Raw genomic sequence first — 26,320 nt, forward strand, 5'->3', positions numbered from 1 at the left:
TTGGGTTTTATTTCTCTAAAATCTTAGCAATATTTGGCTTAAAATAATTTGGTCCTTTTAAAATTTTACCATCTTCTCTATAAATTGGTTTTCCATCCTCGCCTAATTTACTCATATTACTTCTTTGAATTTCATCAAATACTTCTGTAATTTTTTCTTGCATCCCATGCTCTACAATTGTACCACATAAAATATACAACATGTCTCCTAATGCATCTGCAACCTCAACTAAATCGTTATTTTGTGCTGCCTCTAAATATTCTTCATTTTCTTCTTTCATTAAATTAAAGCGTAGCATATTTCTATCTTCACCAATGTTTGCTGTAGGTTTATTTTTAATTCCCGCACCAAATGCTTTATGAAATTCTTGTACTGCTTTTATTTTATTTTTCATCTGTAATTGTATTTGTAAGAATAATATAATTCGTAATTTTGTATGAGATAACTTCTGTTAATTAAGAGCACAATATAAAATAATTCATGGAAGTACTTTTGCTAATATTTCATAAAAAATAGAAAAATGTTTTTAAGCGCTTATTTTACAACAGGTAGAATTATTTTTATGATTTTCTTTATTACTGCTTTTTTAGCTTTAATGATTTATAGTTACCGAAAAGATTTACAAAACCATAAAAGATACTACAAAGGTGCTGGTTTAAAAGTAATTGTGTATGGTGGCTTAATAGTACTTACCTTTATGGCTATTCGATATTTTACTGGTCATTAAAGTATAAGAACTACTTTAATGTTTTTTATAAATTTTGATGATTTTTAAAACAACTTGTGGTATGATCGTTCACCACTCCTACTGCCTGCATGTATGCATATACAATTGTTGGTCCTAAAAATTTAAATCCTCTTTTTTTTAATACTTTAGATATTTTTTCGGACAATGGTGTTTTTGCAGGTACATCCTCTTTACTTTGAAAATTATTTACAATGGGCTTTCCATCTACAAAAGCCCATAAAAAATTAGCAAAAGAACCATATTCTTCTTGAATTTTTATAAACAACTGCGCATTGGTAATGGCACTTCTAATTTTTAAGCTATTTCTAATGATGCCACTATCACTCATTAATAACTGGTATTTGCTTTCTGGGTAAACGGCTATTTTATGATAATTGAAATTATCAAAAGCCTTCCTAAAGTTTTCTCTTTTATTTAAAATAGTTATCCAACTTACACCCGCTTGAAAAGTTTCTAAAATTAAAAACTCAAACAGAAGTGCATCATCATATATTGGAACCCCCCACTCATTGTCGTGATAATCTTTATATAACTGACTATCTGAAACCCAAAAACATCTATGTTTCATGACTTATATTTTTATAAAAATAGTGTTAAATTTAGAATATAAAGATACTGAAGTCACTATTTTTTATTAAATTAGGAATATTAAAATCTCTGATTATGAAATTTTTAGCTAATTGTACTGTTTTATTTTTAACCGCGTTTTTTATTGCAGCATGTAGTTCTAACACTATTTTTAAAAAAAATAATTCGAAAGAAGAACCAGTAGTAATTGCTAATGATAGCCTAGAATATGAAATTATTATTATAGACGTTGGTTTCAATGCTTTTTTAAATAGTATTGCAGAGCCAGAAGGTTTTTACAGCCAAGAATATATGGAAGCTAGAAACAGAGCTTGGGTAATTACTTGGAATCAAAGAGCAGAAAATCCAACCAGATTTAATAACACTATTTACGAAAATTCTATAGACTATCAGCCGACTATAGATTATGGCTACGAAGTAAATTATAAACTTTTTAATTACTTTTTATTTGCACAAAGAAAGTACAAAATGAGTTTGGGAGGCGGCTTTAGAACCAATAGAATTCGTTAATTTTTTTGATAAGAAATAAAGCTATAATTGTATTTATTTTTATTATCTGCTTTAAAATCTTCGCGCGCAACCTCTTTCCAAATCTTTAAGTCTATTTCTGGAAAAAAAACATCTGCCTCAAACTTTTCATGAACCAATGTTATATCTAATTGATCTGCTAAATTTTTAGCCATCGTTTCTCTATAAATTTGTGCTCCTCCGATAATAAACACCTCTTTTTGCTCTTTAGCTAATGCCAATGCTTCTTCCAAACTATTTGCAATTAAGCAATTTTCTTTAGTATAGTTCTTGTTTCTAGTAATAATAATAGTAGTTCTGTTTGGTAAAGGTTTTCCGATAGATTCGAACGTATTTCTACCCATTATTATAAAATGACCACTAGTTACTTTTTTAAAACGTTTTAAATCTGCTGGTAAATGCCATATTAAATCGTTGTCTTTTCCTAAGGCATTATTTTTTGCAATTGCTGCGATAACTGTAATCATATTAACAAAATAAAGTAAAAATAAAATCGAACTAACTTAAAAATTGGAAATCGCTATACAGACACCTTTCCTTTAATATGCGGATGTGGATTGTAGTTCAAAAGCTCAAAATCATCAAAAGTAAAATCATCAATATTTTTTACAGACGAATTTATTTTCATTGTTGGCAATGGTCTTATCTCTCTAGACAGTTGGAGTTCTAACTGTTCTATATGATTTTTATAAATGTGTGCATCACCAAAAGTATGGATAAAATCACCTGGTTCGTACCCACAAACCTGAGCAATCATCATAGTAAATAACGCATAACTTGCAATGTTAAAAGGAACTCCCAAAAATATATCTGCACTTCTTTGATATAATTGACAAGATAGCTTACCATTAGCTACATAAAATTGAAAAAAAGCATGACACGGAGGAAGTGCTGCCTTACCATTGGCAACGTTTTCTGCAAAACTAACAGATGTATCTGGCATTACAGAAGGGTTCCATGCAGCAACCATCATTCTTCTAGAGTCTGGATTTGTTTTTAGTGTATTGATAACCTCCTTTAGCTGGTCTATATCATCACTATTCCAATTCCTCCATTGATGTCCGTAAACTGGCCCTAAATCGCCATTTTCATCCGCCCAAGAATCCCAAATTTTTACACCATTTTCTTGCAAATACTTAATATTAGTATCACCCTTTATAAACCAAAGAAGCTCGTGTATAATAGACTTTAAATGTAGTTTTTTTGTGGTGACCATAGGAAATCCTTTACTTAAATCGAAACGCATTTGGTAACCAAAAACACTTTTTGTACCTGTTCCTGTTCTATCTCCTTTTTCGTTACCGTTTTCTAAAACGTATTTTACTAATTTATGATACTGTTCCATTTTAAAGGGCTTTCTGTGTGTGCTGGTTTTTAATATAAACGATTGTAAAAATAAAAAAAGCACCCGTATTAAGTTTGGATGCTTTCGAAATAATATTTAAAAGTTATTAACTATTATAGTGTATCTTATATTTTAAATTAACCAATAATCATTCCTGCAATAGTTGCAGACATTAACGATGCAATAGTACCTCCAATAAGTGCTTTCATACCAAACTCAGACAAAGTTTTTCGCTGACCTGGTGCCAAAGAACCGATTCCTCCTATTTGAATTCCTATGGAAGCAAAATTGGCAAATCCACATAACATATAGGTAGCCATAATTATAGATTTATGATAGGTTAAATGGGTAACATTTGCCACATTTTTTAACTCTGCTAACTGAATATATCCTACAAATTCACTTGCAGCTAATTTAATTCCTAAAAGTTGCCCCATTAACGTCATATCTACCGTTGGCACACCAATTAACCACATAAGCGGTGCAAATGAATAGCCTAATATAAATTCTATAGACAGTTTATCGTATGCTGTATTTAAAGCAATAACATCGTTTAAAGTTGTTAAGCTACCAATTAATCCTAATCCTCCATTTAGCATAGCTATAACTGCAACAAACACTAATAACATAGCTCCAACATTTACTGCCAAACGCAAACCTTCTGTTGTTCCGTTTGCTATAGCATCTAAAATATTAGCTCCTATTTTTTCTTGAGAAACAGTAACATCTGTATTTACTGGTTCTGTTTGCGGGTAAAGAATTTTAGAAATTACAATAGCACCTGGTGCTGCCATAACAGACGCGGCTAGTAAATGCTTTGCAAAAACCAATTCTAATACTTTATCTCCGCCTCCTAAAAAACCAATGTAAGCAGCTAATACAGCGCCTGCCACAGTTGCCATACCACCAATCATTACAAGAAGCATTTCAGATTTATTCATTTTTTCTAAATAAGCCTTAATTAACAAAGGCGCTTCTGTTTGACCTAAAAAAATGTTTCCAGCAACAGACAAGCTTTCCATACCAGAAATACCTAAAAATTTAGACAGTCCGATGGCAAGCATTTTTACAATCCACTGTATAACACCCAAATAAAACAATAACGATGTTAAAGCAGAAAAGAAAATTATGGTTGGCAATACTTGAAATGCAAATATATATCCGAAAGAATCCATATCGGAAATTAAACCTGCAAACAAAAACTGACTTCCAGATTTAGTATATTCTAAAATTTCGATAAATAATTTTCCAACAAGTTCAAACGCATTCTGAATAAAAGGGACTTTTAAAACTCCAATAGCAATAAATAATTGCAACGACAGACCTATTCCTACGCGTTTCCAACTAATTGCTTTTCTATTAGCACTAAATAAAAAAGCAATAAAAATTAAAGAAACCATCCCCAAAATCCCTTTCCAAAAACTTGTAAAAGTAAAATCGCTACTTGGTATTATTTCTGAATTAGTGGTTGTAGAATTAACAGATTTGCTTACTGATGGATTACTCTTTTTAGAGACTAAAGTATACTCTATGTTTCCTTCCATAACCACCAAACTATCATTAGTTAAAGAAACTATATTAAAGTATTTTAATGACTTAGATGGTTGTTTAAAACTGAGTATTAATAAATTATTTTGCCTTATATAAGTTCCTGAGCCTAGCGCTGCGCTTTCTATATCAGGAAAAGTAAAAGTATTATCTGTAAATGAAACTACTTTTAATGAATCATTAACTTCTGTAAGATTTTTATCAGTTATCGATGTAATCTTCCATTCTTTATTTACATCTTGAGCAACAAAAGAGATTGAAAAAAAGCAAAGAGCAATTAAAAAAATATTTTTCATAAATTTATGTATATGTAATTGTTAAGAGCGTTTGCTAATTTCGTCTCTAATTCGGGCAGCTAACTCGTAATTTTCGTCTGAAACTGCTTTGTTTAAATGTTCATTTAATGAAGTAATAGAAAGATTTGAAAACTTATTTTCTTCCTCAAAAGTTTCCAACTCTTTCGTATCTGAAGTGTTCTCTTCTCGCATATCGGTATTAGACAACCCAAATTCTTCTTCTATTTTTAAATAGACACCTGCTTTGTCTAAAATATTTTTATAAGTGTAAATTGGTGCCTCAAATCGAACTGCTATAGCAATTGCGTCTGAAGTTCTTGTATCAATCACCTCTTCTACTCCATCTTTTTCACAAACTAAACTAGAAAAAAATACTCCGTCTACCAACTTATGAATTATCACTTCTTTTACATTGATAGAAAAACGTTCGGAAAATGTTTTAAATAAATCGTGAGTTAAAGGTCTTGGTGGTCTTATTTCTTTTTCTAGCGCTATAGCTATAGACTGTGCCTCAAAAGCACCAATGATAATTGGTAAGGTTCTAGCCCCACCTATCTCGCTTAACACTAAAGCATACGCACCAGTTTGAGTTTGACTATAAGAAATTCCTTTAATGGTTAATTTAATAAAACTCATATATTTCTTTACAAAAATTAAGTATTAAAAGTTGATTTTAAGGGGCACAATTTACTAAAAATTATATAGTGATTCGTGTATTTCTTTTGAATTTGCATAAATACTAAAAACCTACTAAAATTTTTAGTAGGTTTTGTAGAATTGAACTAAATTTAAAATTAAGCAGCTTTAAATGCTTTTAACTTTTCTATCAATTGAGGTACAACCTCAAAAGCATCTCCTACCACTCCATAATCGGCTGCCTTGAAGAAAGGTGCCTCAGCATCTGTATTAATTACAACTTTAACTTTCGAAGCGTTAATACCTGCTAAATGTTGAATTGCACCAGAAATTCCGATAGCAATATATAAGTTTGAAGCTACTGGCTTTCCTGTTTGTCCTACATGCTCTCCATGAGGCCTCCAGCCCAAATCTGAAACTGGTTTAGAACAAGCAGTGGCAGCATTTAAAACTCCTGCTAACTCCTCTATCATACCCCAATTTTCTGGTCCTTTCATTCCTCTTCCAGCAGAAACTACAATATCTGCATCTGCAATGGTTACTTTTCCTGTAACTCTTTCTATATTGGTAGAAACCACATTAGACTCTACTATATTTGCCTCAAAATTTTCGGTAGTTCCAGCAACAGAACTTTCGTGAATCCCGAAAGAATTCTTAGCCAAACCAATTATTTTTTTTGCTGAATGTATTTCTGTATGTGAAAACGCTTTGTTAGAAAAAGCTTGTCTTTTAACTGTAAAAGGTGCAGTATTTGAAGGTGCTGCAACCACATTTGAAGCATATCCTGCATTTAAGTTTACCGCCAATAAAGGCGCCATGTACAAACTATCTATACTAGAATCTATAATTATAACGCTAGCATTTTCTTTGTTTGCTGCCTGCTCTAAAAGGCCTGCATATTTATTTGCATTAAATGTTGATAAGCTATTGTTTGATACGTTCAAAACTTTTTCTGCTCCATAATTGTATAACTCAGATGTTTCATTAACATTTACTGTTAAAGCAATTAAATTAACTCCTAATTGTGAAGCTACTTTTTTTCCGTAAGAAACTACCTCTAAAGCTGTTTTTTTGAACTTTCCGTCTTTTGAATCGGCAAAAACTAAAACTGACATATTTTTATTATTTGTTGTCATTAAATTATAGAAACCTTCTTATAAAGATTATTCTCTATATTATTAATGAATAGATTATTATTTAAATTACTTTGGCCTCGTTGTGAAGCAAGCTAATTAATTCGTCTAAATTTGATGCATCAACTAACTTAACCGGACCTTTTGCAGCAGGTTTCTCATAAGAAGTTATAGCAGTTGTTGCTTCAGTTCCTGTAGCTTCAAGAACTTGCAATGGTTTTTTACGAGCCATCATAATACCTCTCATATTAGGAATTCTTAAATCCTTTTCTTCTACAATTCCTTTTTGTCCACCAACAACCAATGGCAAATTAGCAGTTAAAGTTTCATTACCTCCATCTATTTCTCTTTTTAGAGTTGCCGAATTATCATCAACCACGATATCTACACAAGCATTTACAAAATTGTAATCAACCAAAGATGCCAACATACCTGGAACCATTTGTCCGTTGTAATCTGCAGACTCTTTCCCTGCCAATACCAAATCGTAACCTCCATTTTTTACCACCGCTGCCAATTCTTTAGCTACTAAAAAACCATCTGTAGCCTCGGTATTAATTCTAATAGCATCATCGGCACCAATAGCCAATGCTTTTCTTAAAGTAGGTTCTGTTTCTGCTCCTCCAACATTTACAACAGTTATAGTTGCACCCTGCTTTTCTTTAAACCACATAGCTCTTGTTAAGCAAAACTCATCATAAGGATTAATTACAAACTGTACGCCATTTTTATCAAACTCAGCATTGTTGTTTGTAAAATTAATTTTTGAAGTGGTATCTGGAACATGACTTATACAGACTAATATTTTCATAAATTGATATTTTATATTTTTCTCATCCACGAAAATACGGTTTTTTTTTGAAATTTATTATGCATGCATAATAAATTTTTAAATATTTAACAGTTTCGAAAACGATTGAAAAAAAGAAAGGTTAAAATTTAATGAGTTTCTAAAAATGAATAAAAAAATTGACAATTATTTCCTTACTTTTGCACATTATTAAAATTATACAACTTACAGTTCGATGAAAACAGTTCAGTTTAGAGAAGCAATTTGCGAGGCCATGAGTGAAGAAATGCGCAGAGATGAGAGCATTTACTTAATGGGTGAAGAAGTTGCAGAATATAATGGTGCTTACAAAGCAAGTAAAGGAATGTTAGACGAGTTTGGTGCAAAGAGAGTTATTGATACTCCGATTGCTGAGCTAGGTTTTGCAGGAATTGCAATTGGTTCTGCCATGAATGGTAACAGACCTATTGTAGAGTATATGACGTTTAACTTCTCTTTGGTTGGAATTGATCAGATTATAAACAACGCCGCAAAAATTAGACAAATGTCTGGTGGTCAATTTAATTGTCCAATTGTTTTTCGTGGTCCCACTGCTTCTGCAGGTCAGTTAGGTGCTACGCATTCTCAGGCTTTTGAAAACTGGTTTGCAAACACTCCTGGTTTAAAAGTAATTGTTCCTTCGAATCCTTATGATGCAAAAGGTCTTTTAAAAGCTGCTATTAGAGATGACGATCCAGTTATTTTTATGGAATCTGAGCAAATGTATGGTGATAAAATGGAAATTCCTGAAGGTGAATATCTTATTCCTATTGGTGTTGCCGATATTAAAAGAGAGGGAACTGATGTAACGATCGTCTCTTTTGGAAAAATAATTAAAGAAGCCTACACAGCTGCTGATGAGCTAGCTAAAGAAAATATATCTGTAGAAATTATCGACCTAAGAACGGTAAGACCTATGGATCATGCTGCCATAATTAAGTCTGTAAAAAAGACAAATAGATTGGTAGTACTAGAAGAAGCATGGCCTTTTGCAAGTGTTGCATCAGAAATTACCTACAGAATTCAGGATGAGGCATTTGATTATTTAGATGCTCCAATTAAAAGAATTACTACGGCGGATACGCCTGCTCCATATTCTCCTGTATTATTAGAAAAATGGATACCGAATGCCAATGATGTTGTAAATGCTGTAAAAGAAGTAATGTATATTAAGAAATAGTAATACAATAATATTAACAAATAAATCCTTTTTTCATCACTTTGAAAAGAGGATTTTTTAATGAATAAAAATCACGCTTGTTGCAGCCATAAAAACTTTACAAATAGCAAACAAATAGACATCAAATTATACCCAAAAAAACAATCTATTTGTTATTTTTGCAGCAAAATTAATAGAAAATTAGACGTATGAGTAGTCACAAAGAAAATATAACTTTCGATGTTTTAATCGAAATACCTAAAGGAAGTAGAAACAAATATGAATACGATTTTGATTTGCACAAAATACGTTTCGATAGAATGTTATTCTCTTCGATGATGTATCCTGCAGATTATGGTTTTGTTCCTGAAACCCTTGCATTAGACGGAGACCCATTAGATGTTCTTGTACTTGGTCACGAACCTACTTTTCCAATGTGTGTTGTTGAAGTAAAACCAATTGGAGTATTTCATATGGCAGACGAAAAAGGACCGGATGAAAAAATTATTTGTGTACCAGTTTCTGATCCTATTTGGAATGATAAAGGAGATCTTTCTGACTTAAACCCTCACAGACTAAAAGAAATAGAACACTTTTTTAAAGTTTACAAAGATTTAGAAAAGAAAAAAGTAGACTTAGGTGCTTGGGGTGATGCTGGAGAAGCTAAACAAATTTATAAAGATTGTGTGAGTCGTTACGAAAACAGCGAACATAAAAAAACAAACAATTTTAAAATTTAATAGACTATAAAGTACATTTTAAAAGCTCTTTAAGAAATCCTTAAAGAGCTTTTTTTTTACCCAAAAAAATCAATACATACAAAAAAGTTCAATTACTTGTGTATTTCATAATTAAACAATCTTAAAATGTGAATTTTAAAATATTTCTAACTTTAAATTGATTTTACTACATTTACGAAATTATAAACTAATTTAATTAAAATAATATATGGAATCACTGATGATTTGGATGCCAATTGCAATGGCTATTTTAGGTTTAATTTACATGGCAATTAAACAATCTTGGGTTATGAAACAAGATGCAGGAGACGGTAAAATGAAAGAAATTTCAGACCACATTTACGAAGGAGCTTTGGCTTTTTTAAGTGCAGAATATCGTTTACTATCATTTTTTGTTTTTATAGTAAGTATCCTATTAGCTATAGTCGCATTCTTTGTTCCTACCACAAGTTATTTAATTGTAATTTCTTTTATTTTTGGCGCTATTTTTTCTGCTTATGCAGGAAATATTGGTATGAAAATAGCTACGAAAACAAATGTAAGAACAACACAAGCAGCAATTACAAGTTTACCTAAAGCACTAAAAATATCTTTTGGTGGTGGAACTGTTATGGGATTGGGAGTTGCAGGTTTAGCAGTACTAGGTTTAACAGGTTTCTTTATAGCTTTCTTTCATGTATTTATGGACGGAGTTTGGACCAATACTATGGATATGACTATAGTGCTTGAAACATTGGCAGGGTTTTCATTAGGTGCAGAATCCATAGCGCTATTTGCCAGAGTAGGTGGTGGAATTTACACTAAAGCTGCAGATGTTGGGGCAGATTTAGTTGGTAAAGTAGAAGCAGGAATACCAGAAGACGACCCAAGAAACCCTGCAACAATAGCAGACAACGTTGGAGATAATGTAGGAGATGTTGCTGGTATGGGAGCAGATTTGTTTGGCTCTTATGTGGCTACAGTTTTGGCTGCAATGGTTTTAGGAAATTATGTAATAAAAGATATGGGTGGTTCAATTTCTGATGACTTCGGTGGCATAGGACCAATTTTATTACCTATGGCTATTGCTGGTGCTGGTATCATTATATCAATAATTGGTACTATGCTAGTAAAAATTAGCAATAATGATGCAAAAGAAGAACAAGTAATGGGTGCTTTAAATAAAGGGAATTGGACTTCTATTTTTTTAGTTGGGCTTTCTTGTTTCGGACTTGTTATGTGGATGCTACCAGAAACAATGCAAATGGAATTTTTTGGTGAAGGATTACAAGAAATATCATCAATGAGAGTTTTTTATGCAACTTTAGTTGGTTTAATTGTTGGTGCTGTTATATCTTCAGTAACTGAATATTACACAGGATTAGGCAAAAAACCAATCTTAAAAATTGTGCAACAATCTTCTACAGGAGCAGGAACTAATATTATTGCAGGTTTAGCCACAGGGATGATATCTACCTTTCCTTCTGTATTATTATTTGCAGGTGCCATTTGGGCTTCTTATGCGTTTGCAGGCTTTTACGGTGTTGCACTAGCAGCATCAGCAATGATGGCAACTACAGCAATGCAATTAGCTATAGATGCATTTGGTCCGATATCTGATAATGCCGGTGGAATTGCAGAAATGAGCGAACAAGAACCAATTGTAAGAGAACGCACAGATATTTTAGACTCTGTTGGAAATACAACTGCAGCAACTGGTAAAGGTTTTGCCATTGCCTCTGCAGCACTTACATCATTAGCTTTATTTGCAGCCTATGTTACGTTTACAGGAATAGACGGAATTAATATTTTTAAAGCTCCTGTATTAGCTATGCTATTTGTAGGTGGTATGGTTCCAGTTGTTTTTTCTGCATTGGCAATGAATGCTGTTGGAAAAGCAGCTATGGAAATGGTAGAAGAAGTTAGAAGACAATTTAGAGATATTGCCGGAATTATGGAAGGAACTGGCAAACCAGAATACGATAAATGTGTGGCTATTTCTACAAAAGCATCTTTAAAGGAAATGATGTTACCAGGATTTTTAACTATCGGATTTCCACTAATTATTGCCTTTGTTCCAATGATTTTTGGAATGGATAGTTTAGCAATTGCAGAAATGCTAGGTGGTTATATGGCTGGTGTTACCGTTTCGGGTGTACTTTGGGCAATATTTCAAAACAATGCAGGTGGTGCTTGGGATAATGCAAAAAAATCTTTTGAAGCGGGTGTAGAAATTAATGGAGAAATGACTTATAAAGGTTCTGATGCCCATAAAGCTGCAGTGACTGGAGATACTGTTGGAGATCCTTTTAAAGATACTTCTGGACCATCAATGAATATTTTAATAAAGCTTACTTGTTTAATTGGCTTGGTAATTGCACCTATTTTAGGCGGACACTCTTTAGATGAAAGTAACGCTAACGTTCAGGAGAGTGAGGTAAATATTGTAATTAATGAAACAAATTCAAATTTATTAGCAGCAACTATTACCACAACAAAAACCGTAAATGGTAAAAAAACAAGTACTGTTAAAAAGGTAGAGGGTACAATTTCAGAAATTGAGGATATTGCAGCAAAAGCTGGTACTATAACTTCTGTAAATGTTATCAAAAAACAAGACAAAGAAGAATAAAATTGTATAGATATACTAAAAAAGCCTTCTCACATGAGAAGGCTTTTTGTTTAACAGTAACTATATTTTCTATCTGAAGTTAAAATGCATAACGCTGTGGCCCACCTCTTCTAATTTCTTCACTAGCATCTTCTTCAAATTGCTTAAAGTTCTCTCGAAATGCATTCGATAATTTAAACGCTGTCTTATAATATAAATCATCATTATTCCAGGTAGCTCTCGGACTTAATAATTCTGTTGGAACTCCCGGACAAGTTCTTGGTTGTGCTACTCCGAAAACAGAGTGAATATGATAATCTTCATACCTATAACTGCCCAAATCACCATTTAGTACAGCGGCAATCATAGCACGCGTATATTTTAAAGGCATTCTTCTGCCTACTCCGTACTGACCACCAGACCATCCAGTATTTATCAACCAAACATTTACGTTGGCATCTTTCATTTTTTTACTTAACATTTCTGCATATTTAACAGGATGTAATGGCATAAATGGTGCCCCAAAACAAGCAGAAAAACTAGGAATCGGTTCTGTAACTCCAGCTTCTGTACCAGCAACTTTTGCAGTATAACCAGAAATAAAATGATATGCTGCTTGATTTGGTGTTAACTTAGAAATTGGAGGTAATACACCAAAAGCATCTGCTGTTAAAAAGAAAATATTTTTTGGATTTTTTCCAACCGACGGCTTTCTAATATTTTCAATATGATAAATAGGATAACTAACCCTAGTGTTTTGAGTGATAGAAACATCGTTAAAATCGACATTTTTATCTTTATCTAAAATAACATTTTCTAAAATAGCTCCTTTTTTTATGGCTTCAAAAATTTCTGGCTCTTGTTCTTTAGACAAGTTGATTACCTTAGCATAACAACCTCCTTCAAAATTAAAAACTGTATTTTCAGCTGTCCAGCCATGTTCGTCATCACCAATTAAACTTCTCTCTGGGTCTGTAGAAAGTGTTGTTTTTCCTGTTCCAGATAAGCCAAAGAAAATTGCTGTATCATCATTTTTACCAACATTAGCAGAGCAATGCATTGGTAATGTATTCTTATAAACTGGTAAAATAAAGTTTAAGGCAGAGAAAATTCCTTTTTTTATCTCGCCTGTGTAGCCTGTTCCACCAATAAGAGCAATTTTTTTTGTAAAGTTTAAAATTGCAAAATTATGTTGTCGGGTTCCATCTAGTGTCGGATCAGCCATAAAACCAGGTGCATTAATTACCGTCCACTCTGGAGAAAAATTTTCTAACTCTTTTTCTGTTGGCCTTAAAAACATGTTGTAAGCAAACATATTACTCCAAGGATACTCATTTACAACTCTAATATTTAACTTATAATCTAGATCTGCGCAAGCATAAGAATCTCTCACAAAAATCTCTTTACCAGATAAGTAGTTTGTTACTTTTTTATAAAGTAAATCGAATTTATCTGCTTCGAATGGTAAATTAATATCACTCCACCAAACTAAATCTTCGGTTACACTGTCTTTAACAATAAATCTATCTTTTGGAGACCTTCCTGTAAATTCTCCTGTTCGAATTGCTATAGCACCCAATGCAGTTTCTTCTCCTTGATTTTTAAGTAAAGTTTCTTTATGTAACTCACTAGAGGACAGTTGATAACGAATTGTAGCATTGTTGATTCCTAAATCTTCTAACGAAATCGATTTCGTATTAAGGTGTATCATTTGTTTAATTTTAGTTGTGTTTCAATAAATACTTCACAAAATTAAACAATAATTTTATATAGGACTACTTTATCTCTTTTTTTTGAAGATATCTTATTTTTTTACCTTCATTTTAGTGAAATAAACAATCAACCCTATCCAACCTACCACTAAAAACAACCCACCTAGCGGAGTTAAATACCATATAAATTTAGGAGAAATAGACGCTAAATGAATAGCATAAATAGACCCTGAGAAAAAACAAATTCCAAGTATAAAAAGCATGGATAATCTGTTTTTCTGATTCTCTGAAAAACCATGAAATGTATTGATAAAAAGTAATACAAATACATGATAAAACTGATAACGTATGCCTGTTTGAAAACTATTTAAATCTTCTGGTGATAGTGTTTCTTTTAAAGCATGAGAGCCAAATGCACCTAATAATACAGCAAGCATTCCTAAAAAAGCAGTAATAATTAAATTTTTAAACATTTTTTATTGTTTTTGTTTAATTTCAAACATATTTTGTACCTTAGTGATAGAACAAAAATACATGATTATTTATGAGAAATATACTAATTATTGGTGCAGGTAAATCGAGTTCTTCTTTAATTAGATATTTATTAGAAAAATCTGACAGTGAAAAAATACACGTTACTATTGGAGATATCTCTAAAAATAACGCAGAAAAACTCATTAACAATCATAAAAATGCATCGGCAATAGTGTTAGATGTTTTCAAGAAAAACCAAAGAGAAAGCGCTTTAAAAAATGCTAATATCGTAATTTCTATGCTGCCTGCAAGGCATCACTTGTTAGTAGCTAAAGATTGTATAAAATTCAAAAAACACCTCGTTACTGCGTCTTATATTTCTGAGGAGATGAAAAAATTAGATGATGAAACTAAGAAAAATGGGCTCATTTTTATGAACGAGATTGGTGTAGACCCAGGTATAGATCATATGAGTGCTATGAAAGTTATAGATAGAGTTCGCAATAAAAATGGAAAAATGCTACTTTTTGAATCTTTTACAGGCGGTTTAGTGGCACCAGAAAGTGATACGAATCTTTGGAACTACAAATTTACTTGGAACCCTAGAAATGTAGTTTTAGCTGGTCAGGGAGGCAGTGCAAAATTTATTCAAGAAGGCACGTATAAATACATTCCTTACCACAAACTTTTTAGAAGAACTGAATTTTTAACGATAGATAATCATAAATTTGAAGCTTATGCAAATAGAGATTCTTTAAAATATAGAAGTATTTACGGGCTCGATAATATACCGACTATGTATAGAGGCACCATTAGAAAAGTTGGCTTCTCTAGGGCCTGGAATATATTTGTTCAGTTAGGAATGACAGACGATTCTTATACAATCGAAAACTCTGAAAACATGAGTTATCGAGATTTTGTAAACCTGTTTTTAGCATATTCGCCTACTGATTCTGTAGAATTAAAATTACGTTCTTATTTAAAAATTGATCAAGATGATGTAATGTGGGAAAAATTAATAGAGTTAGACCTATTTAATCCTAATAAAAAAATAGGATTAAAAAATGCTACTCCTGCACAAATTCTTCAGAAAATATTAGAAGACTCTTGGACCCTACAAAAAGAAGATAAAGATATGATTGTAATGCAGCATCTGTTTGGTTACGAAATTGCCGGAAAAAAGTATCAAATAGAAAGTAGTTTAACAGTTCTTGGAGAAAACCAAACATATACAGCTATGGCCAAAACAGTAGGATTACCTGTAGCTATTGCATCACTAAAAATTTTAAATAAAGAAATTAAAACACCAGGTGTTCAAAGACCAATAACTAAAGAAGTGTATGAACCAATATTAAATGAACTTGAAAAATATGGTATAAAGTTTACCGAAAAAGAAGTTCCTTATTTAGGATATAATCCAAATACTTTGGCCTAAAACAATAATCTTCTACATAGAAGTAACACGCTAATTTAATGTATTAGAAACTAAAAAAATGTCAATTCTTATAATAGAGATTCACTACATTTTTAGATAAAAGTCTCTGGTTAACTTTATATATTCTTCTGTAAACTGATGACGAGCATTTTCTATAATCAAGTGTTCTTTTTTAACATTTTTCTTCTGAAAAGAAAAGGACAAAAGAGTTCTTTTTGTATCTGTTGTTTTGTTTCCCTGAACAGTACACACATGCTGTAGATAAAGATTGTTTTTTTCTGCTAATGCAACAAAATTACCATACTCTTTATATGGAATAATGGTTGCAAATATACCGTTAGTGTCTAATATTTTAGCAACACCAGATAGTAAGTTTTCGAAAGACAAAGCAGAGGTAAAACGTGCTTTGTTTCGAGCTAAGTCTTTAGTTTCGAAATCATCTGTATAAAATGGTGGATTTGACACAATTAAATCATACGTTTCCTGCTCTTCTATTATTTCTGTTACAAACTCTTCAAATGAGGTGTGGTAACTATATAATCGGTCTCCCCAATCGGATTGTTCGAAATTTTGAACGGTCTGCTCATACGCATTTTCATCAATTTCGATAGCATCAATAGTCATTGCATCTGAGCGTTGTGCCAACATTAAGCCAATTAGTCCTGTACCCGAACCAATGTCTAATATCGTATCTGGAGCACCATCAACAGAGCACCAAGCACCCAACAAAACACCATCTGTTCCTATTTTCATAGCTGTTTTATCTTGTTGAATAGTAAATTCTTTAAATTCGAAAGGTTTTGAACTCATAAAAATGGTCTTTATTTTTTTATAAACTTTATCATAGATAAATTATTTACTTTCAATAAATAAATTCCTTTTTTTAGTATAGAAATATCTAGAGAATCTACATGCTTATTTGATTTCCTATTTAAAAGAACTTTACCAGACATATCGTAAATATACAATTGCCTAATTGGTGTATCTTTTAATGAAATTTTAAGGGTATTGGAACTAGGATTTGGAAAAACTTTTAATTTCTTTTCTAAACCATCAGTAATTATCTTTAAGCTTCCATCATTTTTAAATGCATCCATTGCTAGAGATGGGCTTCCATCAGAATCCCAAGCCCCCTTACCATAAGAAGCCCAATTATTATGTGCAATTGGCTCCCAATAAAAAACGCCTAAACCCTTAGCTTGTTTAGTTTTTTCGATAATATATGTTAAAAACTGAAATGCCTTTGCTGGTTTATCTGAAGAAAAACCAACCTCAGCTATCATTACTTCTTTATTAAATCTTGTTTTCATATCTAACATATTGGCATAAGAATTCTCTACTTTTATCTGCCAATTATCTTCATCAGGATATAAAGACATCGCAATTACATCAAAATTAGCCCCATTATCTATTAAACCTCCAATATTCCATTTATATAGCTCGTTATCATCTGCATTTGCAAGATGAACTACAGTTTTAATTGTAGCATTAAAACTCTTAACAGCACTAGAACCTGCATTTATAAACCTTGCATAATTCTCAAAACCGTTTGTAGAGGCTTTGCCTGTTTCCCATAAAAACCCATTATTTGTCTCATTTCCAATTTGTACCCATTTAGGTATAATTCCCTCATTTCCGAGAGCATTTAAAATATCAGAGGTATGTTTTCGTATAGCATCTTCTAACTCATCAACAGACTTATCCTTCCATGCAGTAGGTTTATGTTGTTTTCCAGGATCTGCCCAATAATCGCTATAATGGACACTTAAAAGTATATCCATATTATTAACTTGAGCTAACTTTGCCTTTATTAAAACATCTTCTATATCGCACCAACCGTTGGCATCTGTCACCTCAGGATTTACCCAAACTCTTAAACGAATAGCATTTAATTGATATTCTTTTAACAATGGTAATAGCTCTTTGGTGGTGCCTGAATTATCTTTCCAACTATATCCGTTCGCTTCCATCTCTGTCATCCAACTTACATCTGCTCCCTTTGCCAATATATTTTTGCTAAAAGTAAATCCGCTAGTATCTCTTAGTATAATTGGCGGAGTATTCGAATAATTAGCTATTGCTACAGGAGACCATGTACCACTTTTGTACAAAATTGCTTTTACTTGATAATAATAACCAGTTGGTAAATTTTCTGATAATTGATGGTAGCTTGAAATAAACAATGTAACTGTTTGTTGGTTATTTAATCCTGAAACTTGACTGTTTAAAGTTACTTCTGAAATAGTTTTAACATAAGAATTCTGTGAATTCAGAATCTCTAAGGCTACATATATAGTATTGTCATTTGTATTATTCTTGATAGAGTATTTAAAATTTACTTGTAAAGTTGCTCCTAATAGTGGGTTTACTTCTAGTGGATTTTCTGAAAAAGATGTTATTTCTATAGATTGAGCATGAGAATTACCAATTGTTAATGAACAAAAAATAATCCAAACATAGGTATTTAAAGAAGTTAAAATATTTTGTAAAATCATAATTAATCTAACTTAATTAGCAAACTATCTCTTTCAAGATTTTCTGATGAAGCATAAATTTTAAGGTTCTTATTTGTTGGGTTCACCTTTAATAAAACGCTAGCAATTCCGGCCTCTGCTTTTATCGGATTATCTCCAATAAGAGTTGCATCTCCAGATACCCAAAAGGTAATTTTATCTGTAGCTTCTGGGTGATAAGTTCCATCTGAATCAGTTATTTTAGCATACACAAAAACAACATCATTGTTATTTTTTTGTAGAGGAATACCAGACTCATCAATAGATAGCTTAATTTTAGTAGCTTTCTTAGGTGTTTTTCTCACAAATTCTTTTACCTTTTCACCATTAAGATACCCTTTTGCTACAAGTGTACCCGGTGAGTATGGTATATTTTTAAACGTAAAAGGTGGGTATGTTAAATTTTTTGATATTAAATTATCATCTGGTTTTTGAGTTCTTATTAAGGTATCATTTAACCACAAAGACACTTCACTACAATTACTATAAACTTTTACTGTATTAAATTTTGGATTGTTCCAGTAGTTTGCAATGTAAAGTTCTGCAGCATCTCTTTCAAAGTCATTTTGACTCTTATAAAAATAATAAGAAAATTTTGGTAATCGAAAAATATCCATAATTCCAGAACTCTCAATATCTGGTGCATACCCCCTATTGTAATCAAACATTAGCCAATTGGCATCTCCGGCAGCAGTGTTTAACAAATTATCGTTATGAGATTCTTGATAATTTAATGCTTGCTGCGCCAACCTAACCTGTCCATCTCCCCGCAACTGTCTAGAAGTTCTCTCGTTGGCCTTTAAATTGCTATAACTTGTTTGATTAAAACCTGCATTTTGAGCATAATATTCCCAATCTCCATATTCAGCTATTAAAAGTGGTTTTCTACTTTTATACCCTTTCCAATAGTTTGGTGCTTTAGCGTGTTGCCTTGCAGGAATAAAAACATCATAACCATATTCCATCCAACCACAACTATACGTTTGGTTTCCCGGAAACTCCTCATGTACAATAGCATTCGCTTTATCAATAAATGTATGTGTCATAGCAGATTCATTTAAGGAGGCTTCCCACAAAATTACAGAGGGATGATTCCGATCTCTACGAATCATCTGTCGGACATCTGAAAAACAATTTTCTTGAAAAACAGTATCTCCAAAAAATTGCCAACCTGGTATGGCATCCATCACCAATAAACCTAGAGAGTTACAAGCATTCATAAAAGATTCAGAATGTGGGTAATGTGACAATCTTACAAAATTAAAACCCGCTTTTTTAATTTTAAATGCGTCTCTATATTGTGCATTGTCTGAAATTGCATATCCTAAATATGGGTATTCTTGATGGCGGTTAGTTCCTCTAATTTTATATTTTTTACCATTTAAGATAAAACCTTCACTCGTAAATTTTATGGTTCGAATACCAAATGTTTCATCCGAATAATCATACCTGTTTTTAGTATTAAAAACAGTTGCTTTAATGGTATATAAAGCAGGATTTTCTGGAGACCATAAATTCGGATTTTCAATTTTTAAAGTATCACTAAAAACAAACTGCAATTGTTTGTTAATACGATACGTTTTAGTGGTAAAATCTTTAATTTTAAATGTATCACTTTTTCTAAAAATCTCATACCTTACAGCTACTTTTTCAGCATTATTAGTACCGTTTAAAACTGTTGATGTAACAGAGATAGTAGCTTCTTTTTCACTGGCAGAAATTGTATTTATAAAAACACCACCAGCGCCAATAATATCAGATTCAATTGCATGAGTAATGTGAAGTTTGTTCTTAATAATAAGATGTACAGAACGATAAATACCGCTATAAATATTAAAGTCGAGCTCCTTAATTGGTTTTCCTGGCGGAATTTGAGAATTATCTTTATTGGTAAGTCTTATTACAATTTCGTTTTCCTGTCCAAATAAAATTACCGAGGAAATAGGAATGTAAAAAGGTAAATAACCACCTTTATGAGTGGTTAGTTTCTTATTGTTTAACCAAACCTCTGCAACTTGCATTGCCGCTTCAAAGTAAAGTGAAACATGTTTATTTTTATAATTATCGTTTACCGTAAATTTCTTACGATACCAGCTTACACCTTGCCATTGGTCTTTTTCTATAACCTTAGGTTCTAAAGAAACTGTATGGGGTATTGTTACTTTTTGCCATTCTCTTGGCTGCTTATTTAAATTGCTAAAAATAGTATCCTGTAAATTATCAACTTTAAAAAACTCCCAATCAGAATTAAAATTTAGCTTTTTTGGCACAAAATAATCAGACTCTGTAGAATCACAACCAAGAAACGATACTATTAATAATGTTAAAAAAAAGGGTTTTCTATGTATTGCTATTTCGTTTTTCATAAAGGCAATTTTTAATAATAGTAATACCAATTAAATATTCTAGCCTTAAAAATACACATTTGAACTCATAAAAAATTATAGTCGATAAAAGTTTATAAACAAAAAGGTCTTTAAATATTTAAAGACCTTTTTAATGCAGAAAGGAAGGGATTCGAACCCTCGATACGTTGCCGTATACACACTTTCCAGGCGTGCGCCTTCGACCACTCGGCCACCTTTCTATTTAAGTTAAATACAATTCTATTAAACCTTCTGGGGTTTCTACAGAAATTGTTTTGTGAGTTCTATCTACTTTTTTGATAAAGTTATCTACCATCGGAATAAAAATTTCGTTACCATCTCTATCAATTTCAAACAGTGGTTGTGCAGCTTTGTCGTTTATATGAACAATAGTTCCTACCTCTCCAAATTTAGCGTCTATTACTTTAAAACCAATAACTTCGTGATAATAAAACTTATCTCCCGTTAATTTAGGTAGCATTTCTAGCGGTAAGTAAACACCGCATTTTAAAATTGAATCTGCCTCTTCCTCAGAATACACATCTTCAAACTGAACTCGTAATTGGTTCCCTTTGTGCAGGGAACTTTTTTCAATAAAAAATGGAACCAAGTCTGCGCCAAATTCAACGTAAACTGATTCCATTTCTGTATACAACTCAGGTTCATCGGTGTCTAATTTAACAACAACTTCCCCTTTAAAACTATATTTTGTAACGATTTTGCCTAAATAAAAACAATCTTCTTTACGCATTTCGCAACAATTTATGTTTTATTCTGCTGCCTTTTCTTGTGCCTCATCAATAGTTTCAGGAGCCTCTTCAGCTGCTGCTTCTACTTCTGGTGCTGCTTCTTCTGCAACCTCTTCCACAACTGGTTTTGCTGCTTCAATTCTTGCTTCATTTACTGCTTTTTCTGCGGCCAATGCTGCTGCTTTAGCATCAGATTGTGCTTTTGTTAAACCAGCTTCTTTGTCAGAAATTTTTGCAGCCTTTTCTTCTAACCAAGCAGCAAATTTAGCATCTGCTTGCTCTTGTGTTAAAGCTCCTTTTCTAACGCCACCTGCTAAATGATTCTTTAACATAGCACCTTTGTAAGATAAAATGTTTTTTGCAGTTGGTGTAGGTTGTGCACCATTTTGTAACCATTTTACAGCCGAATCAACATCTAAGTTGATTTCTGCAGGGTTTACATTAGGATTGTAAGTACCTATTTTTTCTAAGTATTTACCATCTCTTTTTGCACGTGCATCAGCGGCAACAACCCAATAGAATGGTTTCCCTTTTTTACCGTGTCTTTGTAATCTAATTTTTACAGACATAATTTGTTAATTTATTGAGGTTCTCGACCTCGGTTATTAATATTCTTACTATCTCGTAGTAAGTGCGCGCAAAAATACAAAACCTTTTTAAACTAAAACGCTAATATTTAATATTTTTTTTTGGCGTTCGAGCAGGCTATCACTACTCGCTTTCCGCCTCAAAAAGCGTAAGAGCTCAAACAAACCGTTCTATCCTTAACGCACAAACTAGTCTTTAAAAGTCAATTTGTTACAAAATAATTACACTATAATAGGTATCAATAAAAAAATGTACTTTCTAAAAATTGCTTCACTAAAAAATAAGTCTTTGATTATAGTCGAGAGTCAAAACACCCATCAAAAACAATAGAACTCGAAAAAATAATGTAAATTTACCTAAACTAACATTTTAAATATTTAAGGGAATTCTAATTGTTTTTTTGCAGCCACAAAAGCCAACACAGAAAAACCAAAAAGAGCTATTTTTTAGCCAAAGTTTAAAAAAATTGAAAAACTGAAAATGACAATAGAAAATTACATTGACAACATAAATCAGAGATACAAACTCGGAAACGCAACAGAACATACTTTTAGAGGAGACTTACAGCAGCTAATTGAGAGTTTAGTGCCTGAAGTTAGAGCAACCAACGAACCGAAAAGACAAAGTTGCGGAGCACCTGATTATATCTTAACTAAAAAAGATATTCCTGTTGGGTTTATTGAAGCAAAAGACATTGATAACAAAGACCTTGAAGGAAAAAAGAAATCGGTAAACAAAGAACAATTTGACCGCTACAAAGCATCATTAGACAACCTGATTTTTACGGACTACATCAATTTTCATTTATACAATGACGGAGATTTTATAACCAAAATTGCCATTGCAGAAATAACTGAAAAAGGAATTATTGCTTTACCTCAAAATTTCGCAAGGTTTGAAAATCTTATCAAAGACTTTTGTGTACACATTGGACAAAACATAAAAAGTTCCAAAAAATTAGCAGAAATGATGGCGGGCAAAGCCCGCCTGCTATCTGATGTTATTGAAAAGGCTTTGACCAGTGATGAAACACATAATGAAGACAGTACACTTAAAGAGCAAATGACTGCTTTTAAAAGTATTCTGATTCATGATATTACTCCCAAAGGATTTGCAGACGTTTATGCACAAACCATTGCTTACGGAATGTTTGCTGCTCGTTTGCACGACCCAACTTTAGATACTTTTAGCAGACAGGAAGCGGCTGAATTGATTCCTAAATCAAATCCATTTCTAAGAAAATTGTTTGGCTACATAGCTGGGCCTGATATTGACGACCGTATTAAATGGATTGTAGATAATCTTACCGAAATATTTTTAGCCTGTAATGTTGAAGAAATTCTAAAAAATTACGGAAAGACAACAAAAATGGAAGACCCAATTATCCATTTTTACGAAACTTTCTTGGCGGAATATGACCCAAAACTAAGAAAAGCAAGAGGTGTTTGGTACACTCCTGCTCCGGTTGTAAATTTTATTGTTCGTGCAGTTGATGATATTTTGAAAACAGAATTTGATTTACCACAAGGTTTAGCAGACACTTCAAAAACAAAAATTAAAGTAAATACTCAAATTCCTGATAAAAATTTTAAATCTGGTTATAAACAAGTTGAACAAGAAGTACATAAAGTACAAATTCTTGACCCAGCTACAGGAACAGGAACTTTTTTAGCAGAAGTAATAAAACACGTAAACAAAAAATTTAAAGGACAAGAAGGAATTTGGAGCGGTTACGTAGAAAATCATTTACTCCCACGCTTAAACGGTTTTGAATTGCTAATGGCAAGTTATGCAATGGCTCATTTGCAATTGGATTTATTGCTAAAAGAAACAGGGTTTAAAGCGACTACAAACCAACGAACAAGAGTTTATTTAACAAACAGTTTAGAAGAATACCACCCAGATACAGGAACTTTATTTGCAGGGTGGTTAAGTAGTGAAGCTAACGAAGCCAATCATATTAAACGCGATAGCCCAGTTATGTGTGTTATTGGAAATCCGCCTTATAGTGGAGAAAGTTCCAATAAAGGAGCTTGGATAATGGATTTAATGCAAGACTACAAAAAAGAACCAGGCGGAAAGGAAAAACTAAAAGAGCGAAACCCAAAATGGATAAATGACGATTATGTAAAGTTCTTACGCTACGGTCAGCATTTTATTGAAAAAAATGGGAGCGGGGTTTTAGCTTTTATTAATCCTCACGGTTTTTTGGATAATCCTACTTTTAGAGGAATGCGTTGGAATTTATTGAAAACGTATGATAAAATTTATACGATTGATTTACATGGGAATAGTAAAAAACAGGAGATTTCTCCTGATGGTTCGCCTGATGTAAATGTATTTGATATTATGCAGGGTGTTGCAATTACCATTTTTGTAAAAACAGGTAAGAAAATTAATAATCAATTAGGTAAAGTGTTTCATTATGATTTATTTGGAAAAAGAGAATTAAAATATGATTTCTTAAATAATAACTCAATAAAATCAATAAAGTACAAAGAATTACCTAATGTTCCTCCAAACTATTTTATGGTGGAAAAAGACTTTGAGGCGCAGAAAATTTATGATAAAGGATTTAAGGTTAATAAACTATTCAAAGTTAGTTCTCTAGGAATACAAACTCATCGAGATAATTTTTCAATTGCATTTAATAAGCAATTAATAGAAAAAAGAATGAGTGATTTTTTTAATGAAGAAATACAAAATGAAGAACTCATTAATAAATATAAACTAAAGGAAACAAAAGAATGGCAACTTGATAAATACAGAAAAGATAGTTACAAAGACGAACTTAATGTAAAAATAGATTACCGATTTTTTGATACCCGCTATACTTATTATTCTAGGAATGTGATTGATAGAAATAGAAATAATGTTATGCAACATATGCTAAGAAGAAATATTGCTTTGACAATTTCTAAACAATTGAGTGTTACAGGTTTCCATCATATATTTTTATCTAAAAATATACAAGAATCTTGTTTAATTTCATTAAAAACAAAAGAAGGTGGATATTCTTTTCCACTTTATCTCTACCCTGAATCAAACGGGCAGCAATCTATTGATCAAACCACCGAAAGAACCCCAAATTTAAACTTGGAAATAGTAAATCAAATTGCAAAAAAACTTGATTTGGTATTTACTAACGAAAAAGAATCTAGAGAAAGCACCTTTGCCCCAATCGATATTTTAGATTACATCTATGCTGTTTTATATTCACCAACTTACCGAGATAAATACAAAGAATTTTTAAAAATAGATTTTGCTAAAGTTCCTTTCCCAAAAGACAAACAATCCTTTTGGAAATTGGTAAAATTGGGCGGAGAAATACGCCAAATTCATTTATTGGAATCTCCAAAAGTGGAAGATTACATTACAAGTTATCCAAAAGATGGAGACAATGTAATCACAACCAAAATTGGCAAAAAGGATTGGGAATTGTTTGATAAAGAAAAGCAATTGGGTAGAATATGGATAAATGATGAGCAGTATTTTGATAATGTTCCTCTAACAGCTTGGGAGTTTTATATTGGTGGTTATCAACCAGCTCAAAAATGGCTCAAAGACCGTAAAGAAAAAACCTTAGAATTTGATGATATTTTGCATTATCAAAAAATAATTGTTGCCCTTTCTGAAACGGATAGATTAATGAAAGAAATTGATAAAATTGAGATTGAATGAGCTACGTAACGCAAACAAAGGAACAGTTGCTTATCGAGATTGACAATAAATCAAAAGCAATTATCAATATGGGGCAACAGCTAAAAGCAATTACTCCCAAAATGGAAATATTTGATATTTTTTTGATTGCTGCACTAAACCGAACAGTTAATATTTCTAAGGCATATACATCATTAATTAGAGATAACAATTTTATTGCAGCTGCACCTTTAGTGCGTATCAATATTGATACACTGCTTCGCTTATATGCCTCTATAATTTCTGAATATAATAGGAATACTTTTGCTTCAAAAGTTATGGGCGGTGAATTAATAAAGAAGATGAAATTGAATGGAACAAAAATTAAATTAGACGACAGAACTCTCTATTTAGAAATATCAAAAGTAGTAGGAATGGAATGGGTGAAAGAAATTTACCAAGCAGGAAATTCATTTGTTCATCTTGAAAAATCGCATATTTTTTCTTCCTTGAAAATAGCAGATGAAACAGAGAGAACTTCAAATATTTCTATTGGTTTTCACGATGCCTTGATTCCTGAAAGCGAAAAATTTGGTTCAGCTCTTTGGATGAATAAGACAGTCGACTCTATAATACAACAAGCTCAAATTTGGATGTATGAGAAAGCTAAATAATAGAATTTGATATTGAACAATAAAAACATT

23 protein-coding genes and 1 tRNA gene are annotated in these 26,320 nt (G+C 32.0%); 8 read left to right on the plus strand and 16 right to left on the minus strand.

The window, feature by feature from the left end; genetic code table 11:
• Positions 1-7: 7 nt before the first annotated feature.
• Complete coding sequence (locus WHD54_RS04150) at positions 8-394, minus strand: nucleoside triphosphate pyrophosphohydrolase family protein (RefSeq protein ID WP_088324439.1); 387 nt, start codon at positions 392-394, stop codon at positions 8-10.
• 126 nt (positions 395-520) lie between these two features.
• On the opposite strand from WHD54_RS04150, the gene WHD54_RS04155 reads away from it, so the two are divergent.
• On the plus strand, positions 521-727 hold the full coding sequence (locus WHD54_RS04155) for a hypothetical protein (RefSeq protein WP_088324438.1): 207 nt from the start codon (positions 521-523) through the stop codon (positions 725-727).
• A 25-nt stretch (positions 728-752) separates the two neighbouring features.
• Here WHD54_RS04155 and WHD54_RS04160 read toward each other — a convergent pair whose 3' ends face one another.
• Entirely contained in the window at positions 753-1,316 is a 564-nt protein-coding gene (locus WHD54_RS04160; RefSeq protein WP_088324437.1) for a DNA-3-methyladenine glycosylase I, read from the minus strand.
• Positions 1,317-1,411: 95 nt separating this feature from the next.
• On the opposite strand from WHD54_RS04160, the gene WHD54_RS04165 reads away from it, so the two are divergent.
• Complete coding sequence (locus WHD54_RS04165) at positions 1,412-1,846, plus strand: DUF6146 family protein (protein ID WP_088324436.1); 435 nt, start codon at positions 1,412-1,414, stop codon at positions 1,844-1,846.
• On the opposite strand, the gene WHD54_RS04170 is transcribed toward WHD54_RS04165, so the two are convergent.
• From WHD54_RS04170 to WHD54_RS04195, 6 genes are all read right to left on the minus strand, one after another.
• Positions 1,843-2,331 carry a dihydrofolate reductase gene (locus tag WHD54_RS04170; protein WP_088324435.1) on the minus strand — a complete coding sequence of 163 codons (489 nt, stop codon included), beginning with the start codon at positions 2,329-2,331 and terminating at the stop codon, positions 1,843-1,845. The two genes, WHD54_RS04165 and WHD54_RS04170, sit on opposite strands and share 4 nt — an antisense overlap.
• A gap of 53 nt (positions 2,332-2,384) precedes the next feature.
• Positions 2,385-3,209 (minus strand): thymidylate synthase, encoded by an 825-nt coding sequence (locus WHD54_RS04175; RefSeq protein ID WP_088324434.1) that lies wholly within the window; start codon positions 3,207-3,209, stop codon positions 2,385-2,387.
• Between the two features lie 137 nt (positions 3,210-3,346).
• On the minus strand, positions 3,347-5,053 hold the full coding sequence (locus WHD54_RS04180; RefSeq protein ID WP_088324433.1) for a nucleoside transporter C-terminal domain-containing protein: 1,707 nt from the start codon (positions 5,051-5,053) through the stop codon (positions 3,347-3,349).
• Positions 5,054-5,074: 21 nt separating this feature from the next.
• On the minus strand, positions 5,075-5,689 hold the full coding sequence (locus tag WHD54_RS04185) for a bifunctional nuclease family protein (protein WP_088324432.1): 615 nt from the start codon (positions 5,687-5,689) through the stop codon (positions 5,075-5,077).
• A 158-nt stretch (positions 5,690-5,847) separates the two neighbouring features.
• Positions 5,848-6,804: an electron transfer flavoprotein subunit alpha/FixB family protein gene (locus WHD54_RS04190; RefSeq protein WP_088324494.1), complete on the minus strand. Its 957-nt coding sequence runs from the start codon at positions 6,802-6,804 to the stop codon at positions 5,848-5,850.
• Positions 6,805-6,886: 82 nt separating this feature from the next.
• Positions 6,887-7,633 carry an electron transfer flavoprotein subunit beta/FixA family protein gene (locus WHD54_RS04195; RefSeq protein ID WP_088324431.1) on the minus strand — a complete coding sequence of 249 codons (747 nt, stop codon included), beginning with the start codon at positions 7,631-7,633 and terminating at the stop codon, positions 6,887-6,889.
• Positions 7,634-7,847: 214 nt separating this feature from the next.
• Here WHD54_RS04195 and WHD54_RS04200 point away from each other — a divergent pair, with 214 nt between their 5' ends.
• The 3 genes from WHD54_RS04200 to WHD54_RS04210 all read left to right on the plus strand — a co-directional run bounded on the left by WHD54_RS04200 (position 7,848) and on the right by WHD54_RS04210 (position 12,161).
• Positions 7,848-8,831 carry a pyruvate dehydrogenase complex E1 component subunit beta gene (locus WHD54_RS04200; RefSeq protein ID WP_088324430.1) on the plus strand — a complete coding sequence of 328 codons (984 nt, stop codon included), beginning with the start codon at positions 7,848-7,850 and terminating at the stop codon, positions 8,829-8,831.
• A gap of 188 nt (positions 8,832-9,019) precedes the next feature.
• Complete coding sequence (locus WHD54_RS04205; RefSeq protein ID WP_088324429.1) at positions 9,020-9,550, plus strand: inorganic diphosphatase; 531 nt, start codon at positions 9,020-9,022, stop codon at positions 9,548-9,550.
• 208 nt (positions 9,551-9,758) lie between these two features.
• Entirely contained in the window at positions 9,759-12,161 is a 2,403-nt protein-coding gene (locus WHD54_RS04210) for a sodium-translocating pyrophosphatase (RefSeq protein ID WP_088324428.1), read from the plus strand.
• Between the two features lie 79 nt (positions 12,162-12,240).
• Here WHD54_RS04210 and pckA read toward each other — a convergent pair whose 3' ends face one another.
• Positions 12,241-13,851 carry a phosphoenolpyruvate carboxykinase (ATP) gene (gene pckA / locus WHD54_RS04215; protein WP_088324427.1) on the minus strand — a complete coding sequence of 537 codons (1,611 nt, stop codon included), beginning with the start codon at positions 13,849-13,851 and terminating at the stop codon, positions 12,241-12,243.
• Positions 13,852-13,944: 93 nt separating this feature from the next.
• Positions 13,945-14,325: a DUF423 domain-containing protein gene (locus tag WHD54_RS04220; RefSeq protein ID WP_088324426.1), complete on the minus strand. Its 381-nt coding sequence runs from the start codon at positions 14,323-14,325 to the stop codon at positions 13,945-13,947.
• Positions 14,326-14,396: 71 nt separating this feature from the next.
• Here WHD54_RS04220 and WHD54_RS04225 point away from each other — a divergent pair, with 71 nt between their 5' ends.
• Complete coding sequence (locus WHD54_RS04225) at positions 14,397-15,761, plus strand: saccharopine dehydrogenase family protein (RefSeq protein WP_088324425.1); 1,365 nt, start codon at positions 14,397-14,399, stop codon at positions 15,759-15,761.
• Between the two features lie 84 nt (positions 15,762-15,845).
• On the opposite strand, the gene WHD54_RS04230 is transcribed toward WHD54_RS04225, so the two are convergent.
• From WHD54_RS04230 to WHD54_RS04255, 6 genes are all read right to left on the minus strand, one after another.
• Complete coding sequence (locus tag WHD54_RS04230) at positions 15,846-16,571, minus strand: tRNA1(Val) (adenine(37)-N6)-methyltransferase (protein WP_233131010.1); 726 nt, start codon at positions 16,569-16,571, stop codon at positions 15,846-15,848.
• 11 nt (positions 16,572-16,582) lie between these two features.
• Positions 16,583-18,256, minus strand: coding sequence for a glycosyl hydrolase 53 family protein (locus tag WHD54_RS04235; RefSeq protein WP_088324424.1), 1,674 nt, complete (start codon positions 18,254-18,256; stop codon positions 16,583-16,585).
• 2 nt (positions 18,257-18,258) lie between these two features.
• Complete coding sequence (locus WHD54_RS04240) at positions 18,259-20,640, minus strand: glycoside hydrolase family 2 TIM barrel-domain containing protein (RefSeq protein ID WP_143744266.1); 2,382 nt, start codon at positions 20,638-20,640, stop codon at positions 18,259-18,261.
• 136 nt (positions 20,641-20,776) lie between these two features.
• Positions 20,777-20,861: transfer RNA gene (locus WHD54_RS04245), tRNA-Ser, on the minus strand.
• A 2-nt stretch (positions 20,862-20,863) separates the two neighbouring features.
• Positions 20,864-21,391, minus strand: coding sequence for a ribosome maturation factor RimM (gene rimM, locus WHD54_RS04250; protein WP_088324422.1), 528 nt, complete (start codon positions 21,389-21,391; stop codon positions 20,864-20,866).
• 18 nt (positions 21,392-21,409) lie between these two features.
• Positions 21,410-21,958 (minus strand): 30S ribosomal protein S16, encoded by a 549-nt coding sequence (locus tag WHD54_RS04255; RefSeq protein ID WP_088324421.1) that lies wholly within the window; start codon positions 21,956-21,958, stop codon positions 21,410-21,412.
• Positions 21,959-22,457: 499 nt separating this feature from the next.
• Here WHD54_RS04255 and WHD54_RS04260 point away from each other — a divergent pair, with 499 nt between their 5' ends.
• Positions 22,458-25,658, plus strand: coding sequence for a type ISP restriction/modification enzyme (locus tag WHD54_RS04260; RefSeq protein ID WP_088324420.1), 3,201 nt, complete (start codon positions 22,458-22,460; stop codon positions 25,656-25,658).
• Entirely contained in the window at positions 25,655-26,290 is a 636-nt protein-coding gene (locus WHD54_RS04265; protein ID WP_088324419.1) for a hypothetical protein, read from the plus strand. The genes WHD54_RS04260 and WHD54_RS04265 overlap by 4 nt, the downstream gene beginning before the upstream one ends.
• Positions 26,291-26,320: the final 30 nt, after the last annotated feature.

This window comes from Polaribacter tangerinus (genome assembly GCF_038024095.1).
In the GTDB taxonomy this organism is placed as follows: Bacteria; Bacteroidota; Bacteroidia; order Flavobacteriales; family Flavobacteriaceae; genus Polaribacter; species Polaribacter tangerinus.

What these genes read in the sequence shown, in the direction of transcription:
- WHD54_RS04175 (WP_088324434.1), bottom strand. Translation starts at nt 3,209, where the DNA reads ATGGAACAGTATCATAAATTAGTAAAATACGTTTTAGAAAACGGTAAC.
- WHD54_RS04165 (WP_088324436.1), top strand. Translation starts at nt 1,412, where the DNA reads ATGAAATTTTTAGCTAATTGTACTGTTTTATTTTTAACCGCGTTTTTT.
- WHD54_RS04180 (WP_088324433.1), bottom strand. Translation starts at nt 5,053, where the DNA reads ATGAAAAATATTTTTTTAATTGCTCTTTGCTTTTTTTCAATCTCTTTT.
- WHD54_RS04210 (WP_088324428.1), top strand. Translation starts at nt 9,759, where the DNA reads ATGGAATCACTGATGATTTGGATGCCAATTGCAATGGCTATTTTAGGT.
- WHD54_RS04255 (WP_088324421.1), bottom strand. Translation starts at nt 21,958, where the DNA reads ATGTCTGTAAAAATTAGATTACAAAGACACGGTAAAAAAGGGAAACCA.
- WHD54_RS04220 (WP_088324426.1), bottom strand. Translation starts at nt 14,325, where the DNA reads ATGTTTAAAAATTTAATTATTACTGCTTTTTTAGGAATGCTTGCTGTA.
- WHD54_RS04240 (WP_143744266.1), bottom strand. Translation starts at nt 20,640, where the DNA reads ATGAAAAACGAAATAGCAATACATAGAAAACCCTTTTTTTTAACATTA.
- WHD54_RS04235 (WP_088324424.1), bottom strand. Translation starts at nt 18,256, where the DNA reads ATGATTTTACAAAATATTTTAACTTCTTTAAATACCTATGTTTGGATT.
- WHD54_RS04230 (WP_233131010.1), bottom strand. Translation starts at nt 16,571, where the DNA reads ATGAGTTCAAAACCTTTCGAATTTAAAGAATTTACTATTCAACAAGAT.
- WHD54_RS04200 (WP_088324430.1), top strand. Translation starts at nt 7,848, where the DNA reads ATGAAAACAGTTCAGTTTAGAGAAGCAATTTGCGAGGCCATGAGTGAA.
- WHD54_RS04185 (WP_088324432.1), bottom strand. Translation starts at nt 5,689, where the DNA reads ATGAGTTTTATTAAATTAACCATTAAAGGAATTTCTTATAGTCAAACT.
- WHD54_RS04160 (WP_088324437.1), bottom strand. Translation starts at nt 1,316, where the DNA reads ATGAAACATAGATGTTTTTGGGTTTCAGATAGTCAGTTATATAAAGAT.
- WHD54_RS04265 (WP_088324419.1), top strand. Translation starts at nt 25,655, where the DNA reads ATGAGCTACGTAACGCAAACAAAGGAACAGTTGCTTATCGAGATTGAC.
- WHD54_RS04195 (WP_088324431.1), bottom strand. Translation starts at nt 7,633, where the DNA reads ATGAAAATATTAGTCTGTATAAGTCATGTTCCAGATACCACTTCAAAA.
- WHD54_RS04170 (WP_088324435.1), bottom strand. Translation starts at nt 2,331, where the DNA reads ATGATTACAGTTATCGCAGCAATTGCAAAAAATAATGCCTTAGGAAAA.
- WHD54_RS04260 (WP_088324420.1), top strand. Translation starts at nt 22,458, where the DNA reads ATGACAATAGAAAATTACATTGACAACATAAATCAGAGATACAAACTC.
- WHD54_RS04190 (WP_088324494.1), bottom strand. Translation starts at nt 6,804, where the DNA reads ATGTCAGTTTTAGTTTTTGCCGATTCAAAAGACGGAAAGTTCAAAAAA.
- WHD54_RS04225 (WP_088324425.1), top strand. Translation starts at nt 14,397, where the DNA reads ATGAGAAATATACTAATTATTGGTGCAGGTAAATCGAGTTCTTCTTTA.
- pckA (WP_088324427.1), bottom strand. Translation starts at nt 13,851, where the DNA reads ATGATACACCTTAATACGAAATCGATTTCGTTAGAAGATTTAGGAATC.
- rimM (WP_088324422.1), bottom strand. Translation starts at nt 21,391, where the DNA reads ATGCGTAAAGAAGATTGTTTTTATTTAGGCAAAATCGTTACAAAATAT.
- WHD54_RS04205 (WP_088324429.1), top strand. Translation starts at nt 9,020, where the DNA reads ATGAGTAGTCACAAAGAAAATATAACTTTCGATGTTTTAATCGAAATA.
- WHD54_RS04155 (WP_088324438.1), top strand. Translation starts at nt 521, where the DNA reads ATGTTTTTAAGCGCTTATTTTACAACAGGTAGAATTATTTTTATGATT.
- WHD54_RS04150 (WP_088324439.1), bottom strand. Translation starts at nt 394, where the DNA reads ATGAAAAATAAAATAAAAGCAGTACAAGAATTTCATAAAGCATTTGGT.